The following is a 17,172-nucleotide window of genomic DNA, read 5'->3' as shown; positions in this document are numbered from 1 at the left end:
CGCAGATGCGCAGGTCCCTCTGCTCAGACCGGTGTTTCGTCGCTTCGCACGATATTGGCGAAATTTGCTTCCTGTGCAATCAAAACGGCTTGTGTCCGGCTTTGCACGCCCAGTTTCCGCATGATGGCGGTGACATGGGCTTTGACGGTCGTCTCCGCGATCGACAGGTCATAGGCAATCTGCTTGTTCAGTTTGCCTTCGCAGATCAGTTGCAGGATGCGCGCCTGTTGCTTGGTCAGCAGCCCCAACCGCGACAACGCCTCTTCCGCGCTTGTGCGCGGGCCATCCTTTTCGCCGGTCGGCACGAAATTCTCGGGTGTGAAAACCTTGCCATGGGCGATTGCCTCGAACGCCTCGCGAAACACATCGCGTTTGGAGTGCTTCGGCACAAAGCCAGACGCTCCGACCCGCAGTGTCGAGGAAATCATCCGGTTGTCCGCCATCGAAGACACGACCACGACCGGTGTGTTCGGCAAGGCGGTCTTGAGGCGGATCAACCCGTCCAGACCGTTTACGTCCGGCAGGTTCAGGTCCAGCACGATCACGTCCGGTGCTTCGCCCTCCAGCTGGGTAAGCGCTGCCTGCATCGTGTCGGCAGTTGTGATCTCGTCAATATTGGACACCGTGCGCAACGTCATCGACAGCGCATCGCAAAACAGCGGATGGTCATCCACGATCATAGCGGTTTGAAACTCGCTCGGCGAAGTCATCTGCGCTTTGCCCTCCTCCCGAGATGCTGCGCTGGGGTCAGGCGACCCGTCATCACATCAGTATACCAATGATAAGGTAAAGTCCGGTTCATGAAACCACCCCTTTGGTCCCATACCCTGACATGCATTGCAATCGCAGGCCTGACCACAACCGGGTGATCAGGCGGATTTGGTGTTCTCGGCGATCATGGCAATCATTTCGAACATGATCGCCGCAGCCGTCAGGGCCGTGATCTGGTTGGGGTTGTCCTTGGTGGGCATCATGCAGACCACGTCGCCGCCAATGATGTTCAGCCCGCGCACTGCATGCAGCAGGCCCACGGCCTCGTCGATATCGAAGCCTTTTTCACCTGGTTCGATGTTGGACACGCCGGGCGCGATGGTCGGGTCAAGACAGTCCAGATCGAAGGTGATGTAGACCGGCCGCCCCGCCAGCATGTCACGGGTTTGCGCGACGACATCTGCGAGCCCTCGCGCACGGAAGTCCTTCATGGTCACAACGTTATAGCCGTAGTCGTAGGACGGTTGCAGCCAATCCAGCGTGCGCGCGTGCCCTCTGAGCCCGATCTGCATGGAATGGGTCGGATCAACCTGCCCCTGATCGGCAAGGTATGCCCCCCAATGCGCGGCGGATTTCTCAGCGCCCAGAAAGTGATCGACCTTGGTGAAGACGTCCGTATGGGCGTCCAGATGGAGGAAACATATCTTTTCGCCCTTGCTCAGATGCCCATTGCCAAGTGCCTGAACGATGCCGCCGGTGACAGAGTGGTCGCCGCCCACGGACACGGGCCTTGCGCCTGCGGCGTCGAGGGTGTGGAAAAACTCGGTGATGTCGGCGATGCAGGCTTCGTTGTCATTGGCGCGGGGCAGGGGCACGTCGCCGACATCCACAATCCGCGCCGCTGTCCATGGGTCGAGGCCGAAGCCGCCATGCATACGCCGCGATACGGCCGAGACGTTGCGCAAGGCCCGTGGCCCAAGGTGCTGATCGCGCTCCGTCGTGCCATTCCCGGTCGAATGCGGCACCCCGACAAGGGCGATGTCGGCCCCCTTGGGTCCTTGATGCGGGCAGCGAAAGAGGGTTGGCACACCCCACCAATAGAGGTTTTCCATCATCGAGTTCAGGTGTGGATCGCTCATCAGGGGCCTGCACGCTTGGGATGTTCTCCTCCCTGCTTAGCGCTCCGCGCGCCTCCCGTCACCCGCGCCGTCAGGATTTCACGTCAGAGGAGAAGCGGGCGGCGTTCTCCTTGAGAAACGCACTCTCATCCGCGTGCCCCCAGAACGCGGGCTGTGCCTTCGGAATGGTCAGTGCCTTGCGGACGGCAGGCCGCGCATCGATCCGGTCGAACCACGCTTGCAGGTTCGGCAAGCCATCGATGGAGACATTTGCCCAAACGTAGGCGCGCGCCCATGGATAGGTCGCCATATCCGCGATCGAATACGCATCGGCAGCGAGCCATGCGCGCCCCTCCAGCCGGGTATCGAGCACCTCCAGCAGCCTGCGCGTTTCATCCACGTAGCGCTTGATGGAGAAAGGCTCTTCATGCCCGTTCGGGGCAGCGATGCGCTGAAAATACATGGCCTGTCCCATCATCGGCCCGATCCCGCCCATCTGGAACATCAGCCATTGAAGGACCTCGGACTTGCCACTCGTATCGATTGGCAGAAACTGGCCGTACTTCTCCGCAAGGTACCACAAGATTGCGCCGCTTTCGAAGACCGGGAAATCTCCGTTTGATCTGTCCACGATCGTCGGGATGCGGCCATTCGGGTTCAGTTTCATGTAGCCCGGTGCCTTTTGCTCCTTCTTGGCGAAATCGATGAACGTTAGGTCGTAAGGAACACCGGCTTCCTCCAGAAAGATGACAGGCTTGTACCCGTTCATCGTCGCGGCGGTGTAAAGGTGGATGTCGGCGTTTGGCATCTGATGGCTCCGGAAATCCCTCGGTAAAAACCTTCTTGCCAGTTGAAGGCGATGGGATAGAAAAGCAACCAGTATACTTTTTGTTACCTAGGTCTCGGCAATGCGAGCAAAAATCACCGAACATTCGGGCCGGAAGGTCGTGGCAGAGCCATGTGATCAGCCTTGCGCCATTGAACAGGGCATGCGGATTCTGGGAGGCAAGTGGACGGGGTCGATCCTGTGGCATGTCCGGGACGGGCCAGTGCGCTTCAATGATCTGGCACGCATGGTCGGCGGCGCGAGCAAGAAGATGATTGCAGACCGGCTACGGCATCTTGAGGCGCATGGGCTCGTGACGCGGCAGGTCATGCAAACCGCACCTGTCACGGTTCAGTATCAGATTACAGAGCATGGGCGAACCGCTCTCGGCGTGCTCGACACGCTCAGAAAGTGGTCGGAGGAGCGGGTTCAGGACACGCAACCGGGTGTTTCGACCCGCGCGACGGCCCGGTCATCAAACACGCCCGGTTCTGCAGAAAAGCCTGCCTGAACGATTACGGCGCTGCCTTGCATTTCCGATCCGCTGACCGTGATCTCGCGCTGTCCGATCGTGTCGTCGACATCGATGGTAAAGCTGATCCGACCGCCCGCGGGCAGACCGACAAGGTCAAGTTGCAAACCTGTCTGACCGTCTTCTACACCCGGAATGATACGCAAGAACTCGGCACCTGCTGTAATCTCCAGTGGTTGGAACACCTGCACGCCCGCACCGCGGGCGGTAACGTCGAAGATCAGCTTTCCAACGCTGTTGGTCATGTCAATCTCGACAACCATGGGTCCTGTCGGACAGTTCCCGGTATTCGTCACGGTAAAGCGATCCTTGGGCGCGCCATCACGAAAGCTGACTTCGATTTCGGCGAGGCCGGCACTTGGCATCAGGGATAAAAGCAGGGCGAGGCTAAGGCAATGACGGAGCATGTGGCGGCCTTGTGAGGTTTCGGTTGACCCAATAGCTAGGCCGCCACGCACCGAAATCATCCACACACAAAAAAACGCGCGCCCCGAAAGGCGCGCGCTTGGTCTGTACGGTGTCCCTCGTTCGCGGCGAATTACTTCGCGGCGTATTCCTTGGGCAGTTTGAAGGTCCAGAGCATGCCACCCTGGTTCAGGTAGTTGACCTTCTTGGCCACCTCACCGCCCCAGAGCGGAACCGCACCACCCCAGCCGGAGATGATGGAGACATACTGCTCGCCTTCCATCTCCCAGGTGATGGGCTGGCCCACGATGCCGGAGCCGGTCTGGAAGGACCAGAGCGTCTCCCCGGTTTCGTCATCCAGTGCGATGAACTCACCTTCGGGGGTGCCGAAGAACACAAGGCCACCGGCGGTGGTCATGACACCGCCCCACAGAGGCGCGTCATTCTTGTAGTTCCACTTCACTTCGCCGGTATCGGGATCAATCGCCTTCAGGCTGCCGATGTGATCTTCGAAGAGCGGCTTGATGGTGAAGCCGGACCCAAGATAGGCCGCGCCCTTCTTGTAGGTGATCGGCTCGTTCCAGATATCCATGCCCCATTCGTTGGACGGGACGTAGAAGTTGCCGGTGCGCTGGCTGAAGGCCATCGGCATCCAGTTCTTGCCACCGAGGAAACCCGGGACAGCAAAGACTGTCTCGCCCTTCGCGCCATCGGCGGACTCGGCCGGATTGCCCGGGCGGTTGTCCTCGATGAAGATCGGGCGGCCGTTGTCATCGATGCCGGAAGCCCAGGAGATTTCCTCGACGAACGGTGTGGCGGAGACGAAGCCGCCATCTGCTGCATCCAGGACGTAGAAGAAGCCGTTCCGGTCCGCAGTGGCCAAACGCTGGTTGCCGTCGCGGTCGTCATAGGCGACCACTTCGTTCACCCCGTCAAAGTCCCAACCTTCACGCGGCGTCGTCTGGAAGTGCCACTTGATCTCGCCCGTTGCCGGGTCGATGCCAAGGCGCGATGCGGCGTAGAGGTTGTCGCCCATACCGTCCTCGGACGGCTCGCCTGCGCCACGCAGGTGACTGTTCCAGGGTGCCGGGTTCCCCGTGCCGAAGATCAGCGTGTCGGTGCGCGCGTCATAAGAACCACCGAGCCATGTCGCCCCGCCACCGGTTTTCCACATGTCGCCGGGCCAGGTCGCATTCAGCGTGCCGGTCATGGTCGACGGCTCGCCGTTCAGCTCACCCATGTGACCTTCGATGACCGGGCGTTTCCACACCAGATCGCCGGTCTCTGCGTCGCGCGCTTCGACGGCGCCCACGATGCCGAACTCACCGCCGGAATTGCCAGTCACGACCAGGCCGTCAACGATCAGCGGAGCCGCCGTGTAGGAATAGCCCGCCTTGTAATCTGCGATCTTTTCCCGCCAGACAACATCACCGGTTTTCAGGTCCAGTGCGACGATGCGGGCATCGAGCGTGCCGAAATAGAATTTGTCGTCATAGATCGCGCCACCGCGGTTGATGACGTCACAGCACGGCAGAATACCTTCGGGCAGACGCGCGTCGTATTGCCAGACCTCTTTGCCGGTCATCACGTCGATCGCGTAAACGCGGCTGTAGGAGCCGGTGATGTACATGATGCCATCGTGAACCAGCGGCTGTGTCTCCTGACCGCGCTGCTTTTCTCCGCCGAGTGAGAACGCCCAAGCCGGAACCAGCTTGCTGACGTTGTCCTTGTTCAGCGTGTCCAGCGGCGAGTAGCGTTGAAGATCACGCCCCATACCATTGGTCAGCACGCTGTCGGTGTTTGCGGCATCATTTGCCAGGTCTTCTTCGGTGACACCTGCAGCATAGGCCGCGCCAGAGGCGACGACGGCGGCTGTCACGGCGACGATAAACCGGTTCATGCGGCTATCCTCCATGTAATTACTGTCCCTGAGTCCCCCACCAATCGGGGAATTCCTCCAGTGGAGTTGTCGCCCAGATCACCGCACGGGACCTATTGGCCAATGGTCGTAATGCATGTTCCAGATGCGCGTTTGCCCCTGAAACCGCCGCAACCCGAGACAAAAGTCGCATCTTGGCAGGCACCCCCCCGGCGTATCGTGTCACCTCGGAGGACCATTCATGACGACGATTATCAGGGCATTCATACTTGCAACCGGTCTGGCCGCCGGCGCTATGGCGGCTGCGGAGACACGCACGGTTTTTCTCGTCGACGGACAGGGCGCACGCCTCGCCATCGCAAAGCTCGAGACGACGGGTGCCGACTACACGCTGTCGATGCTGGCCGACCCGTTTTCCAATCACTTTCTGTCCATGCGTCCGTTCAAGTGCCTCGATGGGCCGACCAAGACATGGTGTCACGTGCCGTACCCTTACGAAAACGCGCGCGACCTGTCGCAGGGGCCTACCGACTTGGAATATGACCTGTTGTTCATCTGGAAGAGCGCGACGGATTACGGGATCAATATGTGGAACGGGGTGTACTACAAGATCGACGCCGCTGCCGATGGTTCGATGACCGGGGTCATGCACGAAATGGACATGGATATCCTGGCCGTACCCCCGCCCGACGGCGAGATGCGCCCGATACGGCCTGTCGATCTCGAAAAGGCAGATCCGGACAGCCATTGGTTGCCGCACCTTGTGATCGAATAAGCGCGCTTGATCCGGAAAAAGCGCGACCGCCCGAAGGCGGTCGCGTCGGTCCCCTCGCCAGGGGCCATCCGGGACCTTTTGGGGGAGGTCGTCCCGGTGACCGGCAGCCCTGCGTCCGGGGCCGCTTGCAACCAAGTTCAGTTGTCGATCTGCTTGTTCTTTTCCGCGTCGGAAATCGAATTCAGGTAGGCCAGAATGAAATCCTGCACTGTGCGGTCCTCGATCCCGACATGGCGCATCTTCGTGCCGGGCATGAAGCCGTCATTGTCTTCCATCCATGCGCGCAGGGCGGCTTCGGTCCAGACAATGCCCGAGGCTTCCAACGCGATCGAGTAGTCATAGTCTTCGACGATGCCCGCGGCGCGTCCGACGATGTTCTCCAGCGGGGGGCCGTAGCTGTCATGAGTGGTGTCGGGGGCATGGCAGCGGCGGCATTCGGCCTTGAACAGCATCTCGCCAGCCATCACTTTGGCTTGTTCGAAAACGGGCTCCGCCTGCGCAGAAGGTGCCAGAAGGCCCAGTCCCATCACGGTACAGATCAAAAGGTTTCTCATCGGGTGTCCCTCCGGTTACGTCAGCGCAACCTACCCCCTGCACCGGAAAGCGGATTTGAGCCATGTCAAGAAATCCCCGTGGTAGAATGACGCTTTGGTCGTATTTTACCGCCTTGGCGCCTTGGTAGTCTGTCGCAAACTCGGAGGAACACCATGAAACTCATGTCACGGGCCTGTGCTGCGGCGCTGGCCATTGTCGTTTCGGCCACTGCCGTTTTCGCCGAGCTGCCAAAACTGCGGGCAGCCGTGCTGGAATTCGGGACGGTGAATTGGGAACTGGACGTCATAAAGCACCACGGGTTCGATACAGCGCGTGGCTTCGAGCTTGCAGTCCAAGGAATGGCGGGGGGCTCTGCTGCGAAGATTGCGTTCCAGGGCGGTGAGGCGGACGTGATCGTCTCGGACTGGCTGTGGGTTGCACGGCAACGCGCCGCGGGCAAGGACTTCGTCTTTATCCCGTATTCCAAGGCCGTGGGCGGCGTGATGGTCGCAGACGACTCGCCGGCGCGGACACTGGAGGATCTGAGGGGGGCCAAGGTCGGCATCGCCGGTGGCCCGCTTGATAAATCCTGGCTTATCCTTCGGGCCTATGCACAGCAGGAATACGGAATGGATCTCGCGGCAGAAACCGAACAGGTCTTCGGGGCGCCGCCACTGATCTACAAGACCGCGCTGCAGGGTGATCTGGATGGCGCGATCAACTTCTGGCATTTCATGGCCAAGATGGATGCCTCGGGCATGCGACCGCTCGTGACGGTCGATACCGCGTCTGGCGCGTTGGGGCTCAGCCCTGAAACCCCGCTGCTGGGCTATGTTCTGCATGGCGATATGCTGCGCGAACATCCGGAATTGGTCGAAGGCCTTGCCGGGGCTTCACGCGCCGCCAAGGATCTGCTCGCCGGGTCGGACTCGGAATGGGACAGGCTGCGCCCTCGGATGAAGGTGAACTCGGATGCGCAGTTCGACGCGCTCAAGGCCGGCTTTCGCGCCGGCATTCCCGCGCCGGGCCCCGTCGATGAAGATGCTGCGGCCCGGATGCTCGCCCTGATGGCGGAACTGGGGGGCGCGGAGTTGATCGGTAAGGCTACCGAGATGCCCGCGGGTGTGTTTGTCCAACCGGGAAGCTGACTCACGCGGGCTGCGGCTCGCAAGCGTTGATGCGCCAGAACCATCGGCGCGCGCGCCAGCGCAGGCCGCGCCACTTGTGCATTTGTCGCTCGACACCATGCAGTTCGACGGTGTCCCCGTCCTGGGGGCGCTGTCGATCGATGTGCGCGCGGGCGAGACGCTGGCGATCACCGGACCGTCCGGCATCGGCAAGTCCACACTTTTGCGTATCCTTGCAGGTTTGGAGACGCGGTTTCGCGGCGAGTTGAAGACGCCCGACCGCGTCGCCATGGTGTTTCAGGAGCCAACGCTTCTGCCGTGGCGCACCGCGCTCGACAATATCCGCCTCGCCACGGGTCTGTCGGCAGCCGATGCGCGGTCCGCGCTGGCGGAGGTCGGATTGTCCGAAAAGGCAGCGCAATTCCCGGCGCAGCTTTCACTTGGCCAACAGCGTCGCCTGTCGCTGGCGCGCGCCTTTGCGTCCAGGCCGGACGTCTTGGTACTGGATGAGCCATTCGTGTCGCTAGACCCGGATCTGGCGGAGGACATGATGGTTCTTTTCGCGCGCTTGCGGGCTGCACGGGGGCTGGCGACGGTTCTGGTCACCCATGTCGCGCGGGAGGCAGAGATGCTGTCATCGCGGATCATCACACTCGACGGGCGTCCCGCGACTGTCACGTCCGAGCGTCAGAACAAGGGCGCGTATTTCCAGTTGTCGGCGTCCGGTGTGACCTCGTCCAGATCGTAACCTGCGCCCTGCAAGCGTTTGGCGACCTCAAGCCCGTCTTCCGCAGCGGCGTCCACCATGGCCCGGCCTGCGGCTTCGTCCTTCGCAACGCCGCGCCCCCGGATCAGGTCCAGCCCGTAATTGAACTTGCCAACCGGATCGCCCGCCTCGGCGGCGCGGCGGTCCCATTCTGCGGCGGCTTCGGGATTTTCAGGTGCGCCCAGACCGTTGTTGTCCAGCTGGCTCATCCACGTCATCGTTCCGGTCCAGCCAGCTTCGGCGCAGGCTTCGAACAGCTCGCGCGCCATTGCATGGTCGCCCTTCTTGGTCATGAAGTACCCGGCTGAGCAGGTGACCATATCCGGTTTGCCCTGACGAATGTTTTCCATCACGCGGTTCATGCCCATCTCCGGCGGGTTCAACTCGCCGTGGTCATCGGCCAGGACCGGTGAGACGCAGCACAGAAAGGCAATGACAGGTCTGATCAGCATGATGGCTCCTCCGCCGCGTTCCTAGCACAACCCCGGCGAAAGGTCAGCCGCGCAATGGTCGTAGGCGCACCGTCCCTACATCATCGCCGCTGGGGACAGGGCGGTGAACACACGGATATAGTCCCCGGGCGACGATCCGGCCCACAGCACCCAGAGACGATTTGGATTGTCTTCGTCGATCCACGCATAGTCTCCGGTTTCCAACCCGCGCAGATCGGTGCTGATATAGTTGACGTTGGTGTTGGCCAGGAAATCAGTGGCGTCCATACTTGCGGGCAGGGCGGCGACGCCGAGAATGGGGGCGTCAAACTCGACAAACGCATAGTGGCTGCCGTGCCAGCTGTCGAAAAAGACATAGTGGCTGGCCACGACCTCGCCCGCCGGAATGACCCCGTCCACGCCCCCGATATCAACGCGGATCGGCGCGTCGAGCACGATGTTCTGATCCTCGTCAAAGGCGTAAAGGTGGTCGGTATTGAAATTGTCGAGACCCACGTCGAACCCGCTGTCCGTCTCAAGGATCACGAATGTGCCGTCACCGGTTTGCTGTACGATCTCTCCGCCCAGAACCGTGGCGGAGGCCGTTTGGGCCACGATCGCGGATACAAGAGCAGCGCAGGCGCATGCAAGCGGATGCGAAAAAGGGCCCATTGCGGTCTCCAACACGACAGAGTTGCCCCATTGGACCCGTCCCGGACCCAGACGACCAGCCCCCTCGCGCAGACGTGAGCGGGCCGCCTCCTTGCGCAGACATGCGTGGGCTTGGCGTCGCGCAAACTTGTGCCGGATCAACCCTTGCGCCTGATCATCCCGCGCGCCGGGTCGTAGCCCCACAGCGCAAGCGCCATGAACACCACGCAAGCCAGCGCGGTCCAGCCGAGCGCCGGCAGGTTCACCTCTGCGTAGAGGGCGAAACGGATCAACTCTACCGCATGGGTGAAGGGGTTGGCCGCGCAGATATCGTGCAAAAGCTCGCTGCTTTCGGCCATTTTCCAGAGCGGGTAGAGCGCAGAGGACAGGAAAAACATCGGGAAGATCACGAAGTTCATCACGCCTGCAAAATTCTCCAGCTGCTTGATGAAGGACGACAGCATCAGCCCCAGCGCCCCGAGCATCAGCCCGGCGATCAGCAACGCCGGGAAGGCCAGAAGATAGCCGGCAAGTGGTAGGGTGATGCCGAACAGCGCCGCGATGCCCAGGAACGCATAAGCCTGCGCGATGGAGATCAGCGTTCCGCCCGTAAGCTTGCAGAAGAGCAACCACCAGCGAGGCAGCGGTGAGGTCAGCAGCAGCCGCATGGACCCCATTTCACGATCATAGACAAGGCTGAGCGACGATTGCATGCCATTGAACAGCAGGATCATCCCGCAAAGTCCGGGAACGATATATATCTCGTATGTGATATAGGTCTGGTATGGCGGCGTGATTGATAGACCAAGGGCAGCGCGAAACCCGGCCGCAAAGACCAGAAGCCAGACCAAAGGGCGCACCAGGGCGGCGATGAAGCGCTCTCGCTGCTGGACGAAGCGAAACGCTTCGCGCGAGGTGATTGCGGCCAGTGCGGTAAGATAGGGGGTCATCGGACGCCCGTTCGGCATGGCGCGGTCTGGATGGTTTGCATCATACCGCAGCCCCTGTCAGTCCGAGGAAATGATCGGTCAGGGACGCCGCCCCGCGCTTTTCGGCTGCGATCCCATCCTCCAGAATACGACCACGATGAAGGATCAGCAGCCGGTCGGTATCGCGGACCTCGTCGGTCAGATGCGTGGCCCAGAGCACCGTCAGGCCCGTTTCCGCCGCAAGAGCGTGGACATGGTCGGTGATGCCGGTGCGTGCAGCCGCATCCAGCCCCACGGTCGGCTCGTCCAGCAACAGGACAGAGGGGTGATGGATCAGTGCACGCGCGATTTCAGTTCTGCGCCGGTGCCCGCCGTTCAGATCGCGCACCCGTTCCTGCCTGCGCGCGCGGATGTCCAGTTGGTCGAGTGCTGCGTCGATCCGTTTGCCTGCCTCCGCGCCCGAAAGGCCATGCAGTGCCGCAAAGTAGCGCAGGTTCCGATCCACCGAAAGCGACAGGTCCAACGTGTTTTGCTGAAAGACGACGCCGATCTGCGCAAGCGCGGCCCGTGGTGTTTCGGACAAGGACTGCCCGGCAACGAAAATTTCGCCTGCCGGGGCTGTGAAGAGCCGTGTGAGCAAACCGAACAATGTGGATTTTCCCGCACCATTCGGGCCCAGCAAGGCGCAAAAAGCCCCTGGCGCGATATCGAACGAGACCGCGTCGAGGGCTTTTCTCGCGCCGTAGGCGAAGCTCAGGTCGGTGACCTGAAGCCCACTCATGGCGACTTATTCGATTGTGATTTCAAGGCGCTGGGTCTCGCCAGTCGAGCCGGGGATCCTGAGAAAATATGTGCCGGGTTTGATGGCAACGAACCCAATCTCCATTTCGCCGGCATCGTCGAACTCGATCGAATTCACGCCGAGCGGGCGGATTTCGAGATCGTTCACCACGATCTCATCGATCCAGATTGCACGGAAAAACTCGGACCCTTCAAGGGCCAGTTCCGCTGATCCATCGCCTTCGATCTCGAACTCGTAATAGGTGCCTGATTTCAGAACCCACGGCGCCTCCGACAACGGCATGCCTGAGCTGAGCATCACCGGCGGCAGTTCGACCTTGTTGGCCGAAGACAGAATTCCGGCGCGGCCCCATTCATCGCGCGGTGCACCATCTGCGAAGCCTGCGGCTGGCAGGCAAAGCGCCACCACCGTGGCAAGTGTTGTCAGGGTTTTCATCGTCGTCCTCATTGGTCTTTCAAACTGGAAATGCATGCTGGAAATCAGCCTTGCGCGGGGCGGTATGCGGCACCCCACGGGAAGCGGCCCACCTTGATGGATTTGATCGGCTCGCGCTTGGCCACATCGATCACCGTAACGTCGCCGGACACGCCGTTGGTGGTGAACAGCAGCGACTTTTCGCCATTGAAGGCCATATGCCAGACCCGGCGGCCGACGAGGATGTAGTCTTCGACCTCGTAGGTTTCGGTGTTCACGACGGCCACGTGGTTCGAGGGTCCGAGAGCAACGAACGCGTGCTTTTCATCCGCGGTGAATTCGAACCCGACGGGCTGCACCCTGTCCGGGTGGATGCCCTCAACCTCGAAGCCGATTTTCGCGATCTCGCTTTGGTCGGCGACCGAAAAGATGGACATGGTCCCGCCGATCTCGGCAGAAACCCAAAGTTCTGTGCCCTCGGCGCGGAACTCGGCGTGGCGTGGGCGGCTGTCCACCAGTGTGTTGGCGAACAGTTCCTGTGTTTCCGTGTCAATCCAATGAGCCATGTTGGTCGTCTCGGAGGTCGTGATCGCGATCTTTCCGTCGGGCGAAACGGCCATCCCCTCAGGCTCGATCCCGACGTCGATCTGGGCAATCACGGTGCGGGTTTCGGTATCCACCACGGTAGTGATCGCGTCGTCCTCGTTGGCAATGTAGAGGTGGCGGTCATTGGGGTGCAGCACGAACTGTTCGGGGTCCTCGCCGGAGGGCAGGTCGTGCAGGATCTCGCCGGTGTCAGGGTTCATGACCTGAACCGAGTCGCTGTCGGAGGCACAGATGTAAAGCGTCGTGAAATCCTTGGAGAAGGTGATCCCGCGCGGCCGCTCACCGGTTTCGATCGTGCGCACGACTTCAAGCGTTTCGATGTCGATCACGCTGACCGTGTCGTCCTTCTCGTTCGACACCCAGATCTCGCCCATGGAGGCGAAAGCGGGTGTGCTGAGCAGCAGTGCCAGCGCTGGGGCGATAAGTGGACATTTCATGGCTAGTCTCCGGTCTGTTCCAAGGTGGCGCAGGGGCTGTCTGCCTCCCGTGCCCCGCAGAGGATTTTCTGGACTTGAATGGTGTTCAGTCGAACGCGGTGCAGGTGCTTTCCGGGGCGTCGATCCCCAGTGTGTCAAGTTCCGTGGTCTGGTGCAGGAACCCCTCCAGCGGCGCTTGTGCGACCAGCGCGCGCGGATGCACGATGGGGATCGGCTGACGCATCTGACCGTTCCACGCACGGAAGGTCAGAGGACGGCCCTTGAACCCGGCCAGTTCGAACTGGTCGGACAATATGTAGTCGCGCAAGGTCGCGGGATCTGCCGTATTGGTTCGCGTGACGGCCTCGCCGATTACGCGTCCGGCGGCCCACGCCGCGTAGTCGCGCGGTTTCATGTCCCGCCCGGTGGTTTCGGTAAAGCGCGATTGCAATTGCGCCGCACCCCATTGTTCGACCACCGGGGCCCAGGTCTGCGGGCTCAGCCCTTCGGAGCCTGCCACCGGGCGGGGGCGCCATGTGTTGTATTGAATGTAGCGCCCGAAATCGTTGGTTTCATCAGCGACGATCAAGGCGTCGTAGTCACCGAAATCCTGAGTGAAGAGCGGCACCTCCTGTGCCGCGTTGCGCCGCATATCGGCTCCGAATTCCCACGTCTTTTCGGCCTTGAGCTTAAGTCCGAATTTGGCGAGCGAGGCACGCATGGCATCCGCGTAGGCCTTGTCTGCGGGGTAGCTGCCCGTGATCATCACCAGATCGGTCCAGCGTTTGCTGACGAACATCTGGGCGAGCGCATCGGTTCTCATGGCGTCCGAGGGCTTGGTATGCAGCAGGTTAGCGCGGCACTCGTCGTCGCGCAGATCACGCGCCCCTTCGGAAGTGTTGAACAGAATGGCGTCCTGCGCTTCGGGCAGGTCGGCAATGGCCAGCATGTCTGCTGCAGGTGCATCGAGGATCAGGAAGGGGGTGGTGCCAAGTGCGGCGCGGGCTGCGTCCAGAAGATCACCTTCTTCCGGGACGACCGTTTCGGCCAAGGTGTAGGTATGTCCGAGAAACCGACCGGTCGTGGTGTTGTCATCGATCGCCACCCGCGCGCCGGCGAGGCCGAGATCTTCGGGAATCGGATCGAGGTTGGAGAGTGTGGGCGGCGGCGGGATGTCTCTCTTGAGGTAGTGAAGAAGCACCTCTGCGGCGTTCGCAGGTCCGGTTCCCACCGAAATCGCAACGCAAAAAAGAACAAGACCGATCCGGCCACGCATCTGAAACCTCCCACTTTTTCAGGCAGTTTATCGGGGCACGGGCGAGTCGAAATGAGACTTTAGGATAAGGGTTTTGGACCGCGTCGCGCGGGCACCTGCGACCCCTCAAACCAAAGTCGAATTCTGCGGATGCAAACAAGTCGCTACAAGGACTGCAACGAGGACCATGGATGGGAGCCGCCCGATGACTATTGCCAATACGAATTTACTCGCTGCCTTTGCCATCGCTGCCGCCACCATGGCGCATGCGCATGGGGATGTCGCACCACAACCGGTGAACACAGACGCTCTGCCCGATGTGGGCGAAGAGTGGCTGACCGAGAACCCGTACCGCGAACTTGACCCCGAACTGTGGAAAGCGGCGATTGATATCGGGTCTTCGGGCTACAACCAGAACTGCGCACGCTGCCACGGCCTTGGCGCCGTTTCGGGCGGGCTGGCGCCGGACTTGCGCTACCTCGAAGCCGAAGAGTACGGCGATGAGTGGTTCATGGAACGCTATATCTACGGTTACACCCAGAACGGCATCACCAAGATGCCAGCCTTTGGCGAATTGCTGGGCCAGGAAGCGGCATGGGCAATCCGCCTTTACGTGGAAACACGGCCCGGCGAAGGTGCTCTGGATGATTATCAGGACCGCCTGAAGGCGATGCGGGACGAGCTGGAATCCGGTACCGTTGCGGACGAGGCGGCGATGAAGGCCGAACTCGAAGCCATCGCAGCCGAGGTTTACACCGAATCCGGCGCACCATTGGCCGACAGTATCGCATGGCGCGCGGCAGCGCAGCTTGCCGGTACGCCCGAAAGCTACAAGGCCGCGGCCGAGACCTTGACGGTAGGCCTGTCGGCTGCTCACTAATACCGACCTCCGGCGCGCGATAAAAAAAACCAGGCGCGCGCCGCAACAACTCGACCAAATCTGTGGGAGGATGAATGGTCCGCGTTTCCGTTTGGATTGCTGCAGCCATTTGCATGTTGATGTCAGTGAGCGCGCCACTTGAGGCCCGCTGCAAGGATTGGGTTCCACAACCCAAACCCCAAAATGCCAGCCGCGATATTGTCGGGCAGGAGCTTGACCAGATCATCGATCGCGGCTTCATCGAGTTCGCGGTGTATGACGACTTCCCGCCTTATTCGTGGAAGGAGGGATCGACACCGCGCGGTGTCGATGTGGATATAGCCAAACTCATTGCGGCGTATATCGATGTTGAGCCGCGCTTCAACTTCGTGAACGCTGGAGAGACGCTTGACGCGGACTTGCGCAACAATGTCTGGCGCGGCCCCATCGTCGGGGGGCGTGTATCGAACGTCATGATGCGTGTTCCCTATGACAGCGAATACGCTTGTAGACACGAGCAGGTCGTGTTCACCGGTCAGTATTATAAGGAAAGCATCGCAATCGCTTACGACAAGGCGAGCTATCCCGAGGACAAGCCGGTGCCGGCCTATTTCCGGTATGACACGGTTGCTGTCGAAAACGACTCGATTGCGGATTTCTTTCTGTCTTCCACGGCGCGGGGCCAGCTTATCGGAAACATCAAGCGTTATCCGACGATGGCCGAGGCGATGGCTGCGCTTGATGCAGGGGAAGTGATGGCGGCCATGGGGCCCCGATTGCAGCTGGAACATGGTCTGACCGACAAGATCGGCATTCACGAACCTCCTCTTCCCGGGTTTTCCCGGAGCAGTTGGACAATCGGTCTGGGCGTGAATTTTCGGTACAGGCCCTTGGCCTACACCGTCGATGACGCGATCTTCGACGGGCTGAACTCCGGCAAGATCGAGGCGATCTTCGCCGAATACGGCCTCACCCACCGTGCGCCGGAACGCTGATGTCTACAACTTTGGTACGAATAGGCGCGGCAGAACTGTCTGATACGCTCTGACCGAAACTTGAGGAGGCCCCAATGCATTTAACCGACAGTCGCGACATCGCCGCGGACCCGCAAACCGTCTGGGCCGCGATCCTGAATCCTGAGGTTCTCAAGGCCTGCGTGCCTGGTTGTCAGGAGATGACCGGCTCTCCGGAGGAAGGATTTCACGCCACGGTTGTGCAGAAGGTCGGTCCGGTGAAGGCGACCTTCAAGGGCGCTGTTGAGTTGCAGGACATGATGCCTCCCGAAAGCGTCAAGATCGTTGGAGAGGGCAAGGGCGGTGCTGCCGGATTTGCCAAGGGTGGCGCGAATGTCCGCCTCGAAGCGATCGAGGACGGAACACGGCTGCACTATGATGTTGAAGCCAATGTCGGGGGAAAGCTCGCCCAGCTCGGCTCGCGCATCATCGACGGGTTCGCCAAGAAAATGGCGGATCAGTTCTTCACGAATTTCAAGGAAGCCATAGAAGGCCCCGCGCCGGATGGCGAGGATGGTGCCCCGGACGATGGCGCCAAGAAGAAAGGTTGGCTCAAGAAACTCGTCAGCTGAGTTCATTGGGCATTCACAGGTAGCAAGGGAGGATACGTATGACATCCGTTACCGTCACCGTGAACGGCAAAACCCGTTCCGGCGAAGTCGAGGGCCGCACGCTCTTGTCGTCATTTTTGCGCGATAGCCTGACACTGACCGGCACCCATGTCGGGTGCGACACCAGCCAATGCGGCGCGTGCGTGGTGCATGTGGATGGCGAAGCCGTCAAGGCCTGCTCGGTGTTGGCAGCAGATGTGGACGGAGCCGAGATCACGACGATCGAAGGCATGGCGAATGCCGACGGCTCGCTCGGTGTGATCCAGCAGGCGTTCCAGGACCACCACGGCCTGCAATGCGGGTTCTGCACGCCCGGCATGGTGATGTCGGCTGCGGCACTGCTCAAGGACAACCCGAAGCCGACAGAGCACGAGATTCGCGAGTATCTGGAAGGCAATATCTGCCGCTGCACGGGCTACCACAACATCGTCAAGGCGATCATGGCAGCCTCCGGGCAGGACGTCGCGCCGCCGATGGCTGCGGAATAACACCAACAGACAGCGCGCCCGGCA

The 17,172-nt window shown here is 60.9% G+C and carries 21 protein-coding genes; 8 read left to right on the top strand and 13 right to left on the bottom strand.

Annotated features, from left to right (window positions below; genetic code table 11):
* Window positions 1-23: 23 nt before the first annotated feature.
* The 3 genes from ACP15N_RS05950 to ACP15N_RS05940 all read right to left on the bottom strand — a co-directional run bounded on the left by ACP15N_RS05950 (window position 24) and on the right by ACP15N_RS05940 (window position 2,637).
* Window positions 24-710: a response regulator gene (locus ACP15N_RS05950; RefSeq protein WP_425091301.1), complete on the bottom strand. Its 687-nt coding sequence runs from the start codon at window positions 708-710 to the stop codon at window positions 24-26.
* Between the two features lie 159 nt (window positions 711-869).
* Window positions 870-1,850 (bottom strand): arginase family protein, encoded by a 981-nt coding sequence (locus tag ACP15N_RS05945; RefSeq protein ID WP_425091300.1) that lies wholly within the window; start codon window positions 1,848-1,850, stop codon window positions 870-872.
* A 70-nt stretch (window positions 1,851-1,920) separates the two neighbouring features.
* Entirely contained in the window at window positions 1,921-2,637 is a 717-nt protein-coding gene (locus ACP15N_RS05940; RefSeq protein ID WP_425091299.1) for a glutathione S-transferase family protein, read from the bottom strand.
* Between the two features lie 181 nt (window positions 2,638-2,818).
* On the opposite strand from ACP15N_RS05940, the gene ACP15N_RS05935 reads away from it, so the two are divergent.
* Complete coding sequence (locus ACP15N_RS05935; RefSeq protein WP_425091298.1) at window positions 2,819-3,166, top strand: winged helix-turn-helix transcriptional regulator; 348 nt, start codon at window positions 2,819-2,821, stop codon at window positions 3,164-3,166.
* On the opposite strand, the gene ACP15N_RS05930 is transcribed toward ACP15N_RS05935, so the two are convergent.
* Both ACP15N_RS05930 and ACP15N_RS05925 read right to left on the bottom strand, forming a co-directional pair.
* Entirely contained in the window at window positions 3,085-3,594 is a 510-nt protein-coding gene (locus tag ACP15N_RS05930) for an aggregation factor core (protein WP_425091297.1), read from the bottom strand. The genes ACP15N_RS05935 and ACP15N_RS05930 overlap by 82 nt on opposite strands.
* A gap of 131 nt (window positions 3,595-3,725) precedes the next feature.
* Window positions 3,726-5,492 (bottom strand): PQQ-dependent methanol/ethanol family dehydrogenase, encoded by a 1,767-nt coding sequence (locus tag ACP15N_RS05925; RefSeq protein WP_425091296.1) that lies wholly within the window; start codon window positions 5,490-5,492, stop codon window positions 3,726-3,728.
* A gap of 220 nt (window positions 5,493-5,712) precedes the next feature.
* On the opposite strand from ACP15N_RS05925, the gene ACP15N_RS05920 reads away from it, so the two are divergent.
* Window positions 5,713-6,246 (top strand): hypothetical protein, encoded by a 534-nt coding sequence (locus ACP15N_RS05920; RefSeq protein ID WP_425091295.1) that lies wholly within the window; start codon window positions 5,713-5,715, stop codon window positions 6,244-6,246.
* Window positions 6,247-6,383: 137 nt separating this feature from the next.
* Here the strand turns inward: ACP15N_RS05920 and ACP15N_RS05915 are convergent, their stop codons facing one another.
* Complete coding sequence (locus ACP15N_RS05915) at window positions 6,384-6,800, bottom strand: c-type cytochrome (protein ID WP_425091294.1); 417 nt, start codon at window positions 6,798-6,800, stop codon at window positions 6,384-6,386.
* Window positions 6,801-6,962: 162 nt separating this feature from the next.
* On the opposite strand from ACP15N_RS05915, the gene ACP15N_RS05910 reads away from it, so the two are divergent.
* Window positions 6,963-7,928: an ABC transporter substrate-binding protein gene (locus ACP15N_RS05910; RefSeq protein ID WP_425091606.1), complete on the top strand. Its 966-nt coding sequence runs from the start codon at window positions 6,963-6,965 to the stop codon at window positions 7,926-7,928.
* The gene (locus tag ACP15N_RS05905; protein WP_425091293.1) at window positions 7,909-8,655 is read left to right on the top strand and encodes an ABC transporter ATP-binding protein; all 747 of its coding nucleotides are present in this window, start codon (window positions 7,909-7,911) and stop codon (window positions 8,653-8,655) included. Before ACP15N_RS05910 ends, ACP15N_RS05905 begins: the two co-directional genes overlap by 20 nt.
* Here the strand turns inward: ACP15N_RS05905 and ACP15N_RS05900 are convergent.
* The 7 genes from ACP15N_RS05900 to ACP15N_RS05870 form a co-directional block, all read right to left on the bottom strand.
* Window positions 8,595-9,125 carry a tetratricopeptide repeat protein gene (locus ACP15N_RS05900; protein WP_425091292.1) on the bottom strand — a complete coding sequence of 177 codons (531 nt, stop codon included), beginning with the start codon at window positions 9,123-9,125 and terminating at the stop codon, window positions 8,595-8,597. The two genes, ACP15N_RS05905 and ACP15N_RS05900, sit on opposite strands and share 61 nt — an antisense overlap.
* A 75-nt stretch (window positions 9,126-9,200) precedes the next feature.
* Window positions 9,201-9,776 (bottom strand): hypothetical protein, encoded by a 576-nt coding sequence (locus ACP15N_RS05895; RefSeq protein ID WP_425091291.1) that lies wholly within the window; start codon window positions 9,774-9,776, stop codon window positions 9,201-9,203.
* 137 nt (window positions 9,777-9,913) lie between these two features.
* Entirely contained in the window at window positions 9,914-10,705 is a 792-nt protein-coding gene (locus tag ACP15N_RS05890) for an ABC transporter permease (protein ID WP_425091290.1), read from the bottom strand.
* Window positions 10,706-10,745: 40 nt separating this feature from the next.
* Window positions 10,746-11,465, bottom strand: a complete 720-nt coding sequence (locus ACP15N_RS05885) for an ABC transporter ATP-binding protein (RefSeq protein ID WP_425091289.1) — start codon at window positions 11,463-11,465, stop codon at window positions 10,746-10,748.
* Between the two features lie 6 nt (window positions 11,466-11,471).
* A complete protein-coding gene (locus ACP15N_RS05880) occupies window positions 11,472-11,921 on the bottom strand; it encodes a hypothetical protein (RefSeq protein ID WP_425091288.1) in 450 nt (149 codons plus the stop codon).
* A gap of 44 nt (window positions 11,922-11,965) precedes the next feature.
* Complete coding sequence (locus ACP15N_RS05875; protein WP_425091287.1) at window positions 11,966-12,943, bottom strand: YVTN family beta-propeller repeat protein; 978 nt, start codon at window positions 12,941-12,943, stop codon at window positions 11,966-11,968.
* An 85-nt stretch (window positions 12,944-13,028) separates the two neighbouring features.
* Entirely contained in the window at window positions 13,029-14,198 is a 1,170-nt protein-coding gene (locus ACP15N_RS05870; RefSeq protein ID WP_425091286.1) for an ABC transporter substrate-binding protein, read from the bottom strand.
* 184 nt (window positions 14,199-14,382) lie between these two features.
* On the opposite strand from ACP15N_RS05870, the gene pedF reads away from it, so the two are divergent.
* The 4 genes from pedF to ACP15N_RS05850 all read left to right on the top strand — a co-directional run bounded on the left by pedF (window position 14,383) and on the right by ACP15N_RS05850 (window position 17,148).
* A complete protein-coding gene (pedF, locus tag ACP15N_RS05865) occupies window positions 14,383-15,057 on the top strand; it encodes a cytochrome c-550 PedF (RefSeq protein ID WP_425091285.1) in 675 nt (224 codons plus the stop codon).
* 119 nt (window positions 15,058-15,176) lie between these two features.
* Complete coding sequence (locus tag ACP15N_RS05860; protein ID WP_425091605.1) at window positions 15,177-16,031, top strand: substrate-binding periplasmic protein; 855 nt, start codon at window positions 15,177-15,179, stop codon at window positions 16,029-16,031.
* Between the two features lie 74 nt (window positions 16,032-16,105).
* Window positions 16,106-16,621 carry a CoxG family protein gene (locus tag ACP15N_RS05855; protein WP_425091284.1) on the top strand — a complete coding sequence of 172 codons (516 nt, stop codon included), beginning with the start codon at window positions 16,106-16,108 and terminating at the stop codon, window positions 16,619-16,621.
* 38 nt (window positions 16,622-16,659) lie between these two features.
* Window positions 16,660-17,148: a (2Fe-2S)-binding protein gene (locus tag ACP15N_RS05850; RefSeq protein WP_425091283.1), complete on the top strand. Its 489-nt coding sequence runs from the start codon at window positions 16,660-16,662 to the stop codon at window positions 17,146-17,148.
* Window positions 17,149-17,172 lie beyond the last annotated feature (24 nt).

The sequence above is a fragment of the Tropicimonas sp. S265A genome, from assembly GCF_049800835.1.
In the GTDB taxonomy this organism is placed as follows: domain Bacteria; phylum Pseudomonadota; class Alphaproteobacteria; order Rhodobacterales; family Rhodobacteraceae; genus Dinoroseobacter.
This window is presented reverse-complemented; position numbering and strand designations above follow the sequence as displayed.

Coding starts and splice junctions, on each gene's coding strand:
- ACP15N_RS05880 (WP_425091288.1), bottom strand. CDS start 11,921: ATGAAAACCCTGACAACACTTGCCACGGTGGTGGCGCTTTGCCTGCCA.
- ACP15N_RS05870 (WP_425091286.1), bottom strand. CDS start 14,198: ATGCGTGGCCGGATCGGTCTTGTTCTTTTTTGCGTTGCGATTTCGGTG.
- ACP15N_RS05915 (WP_425091294.1), bottom strand. CDS start 6,800: ATGAGAAACCTTTTGATCTGTACCGTGATGGGACTGGGCCTTCTGGCA.
- ACP15N_RS05920 (WP_425091295.1), top strand. CDS start 5,713: ATGACGACGATTATCAGGGCATTCATACTTGCAACCGGTCTGGCCGCC.
- ACP15N_RS05935 (WP_425091298.1), top strand. CDS start 2,819: ATGCGGATTCTGGGAGGCAAGTGGACGGGGTCGATCCTGTGGCATGTC.
- ACP15N_RS05930 (WP_425091297.1), bottom strand. CDS start 3,594: ATGCTCCGTCATTGCCTTAGCCTCGCCCTGCTTTTATCCCTGATGCCA.
- ACP15N_RS05855 (WP_425091284.1), top strand. CDS start 16,106: ATGCATTTAACCGACAGTCGCGACATCGCCGCGGACCCGCAAACCGTC.
- ACP15N_RS05925 (WP_425091296.1), bottom strand. CDS start 5,492: ATGAACCGGTTTATCGTCGCCGTGACAGCCGCCGTCGTCGCCTCTGGC.
- ACP15N_RS05850 (WP_425091283.1), top strand. CDS start 16,660: ATGACATCCGTTACCGTCACCGTGAACGGCAAAACCCGTTCCGGCGAA.
- ACP15N_RS05860 (WP_425091605.1), top strand. CDS start 15,177: ATGTCAGTGAGCGCGCCACTTGAGGCCCGCTGCAAGGATTGGGTTCCA.
- ACP15N_RS05890 (WP_425091290.1), bottom strand. CDS start 10,705: ATGACCCCCTATCTTACCGCACTGGCCGCAATCACCTCGCGCGAAGCG.
- ACP15N_RS05875 (WP_425091287.1), bottom strand. CDS start 12,943: ATGAAATGTCCACTTATCGCCCCAGCGCTGGCACTGCTGCTCAGCACA.
- ACP15N_RS05895 (WP_425091291.1), bottom strand. CDS start 9,776: ATGGGCCCTTTTTCGCATCCGCTTGCATGCGCCTGCGCTGCTCTTGTA.
- ACP15N_RS05885 (WP_425091289.1), bottom strand. CDS start 11,465: ATGAGTGGGCTTCAGGTCACCGACCTGAGCTTCGCCTACGGCGCGAGA.
- pedF (WP_425091285.1), top strand. CDS start 14,383: ATGACTATTGCCAATACGAATTTACTCGCTGCCTTTGCCATCGCTGCC.
- ACP15N_RS05950 (WP_425091301.1), bottom strand. CDS start 710: ATGACTTCGCCGAGCGAGTTTCAAACCGCTATGATCGTGGATGACCAT.
- ACP15N_RS05945 (WP_425091300.1), bottom strand. CDS start 1,850: ATGAGCGATCCACACCTGAACTCGATGATGGAAAACCTCTATTGGTGG.
- ACP15N_RS05900 (WP_425091292.1), bottom strand. CDS start 9,125: ATGCTGATCAGACCTGTCATTGCCTTTCTGTGCTGCGTCTCACCGGTC.
- ACP15N_RS05910 (WP_425091606.1), top strand. CDS start 6,963: ATGTCACGGGCCTGTGCTGCGGCGCTGGCCATTGTCGTTTCGGCCACT.
- ACP15N_RS05940 (WP_425091299.1), bottom strand. CDS start 2,637: ATGCCAAACGCCGACATCCACCTTTACACCGCCGCGACGATGAACGGG.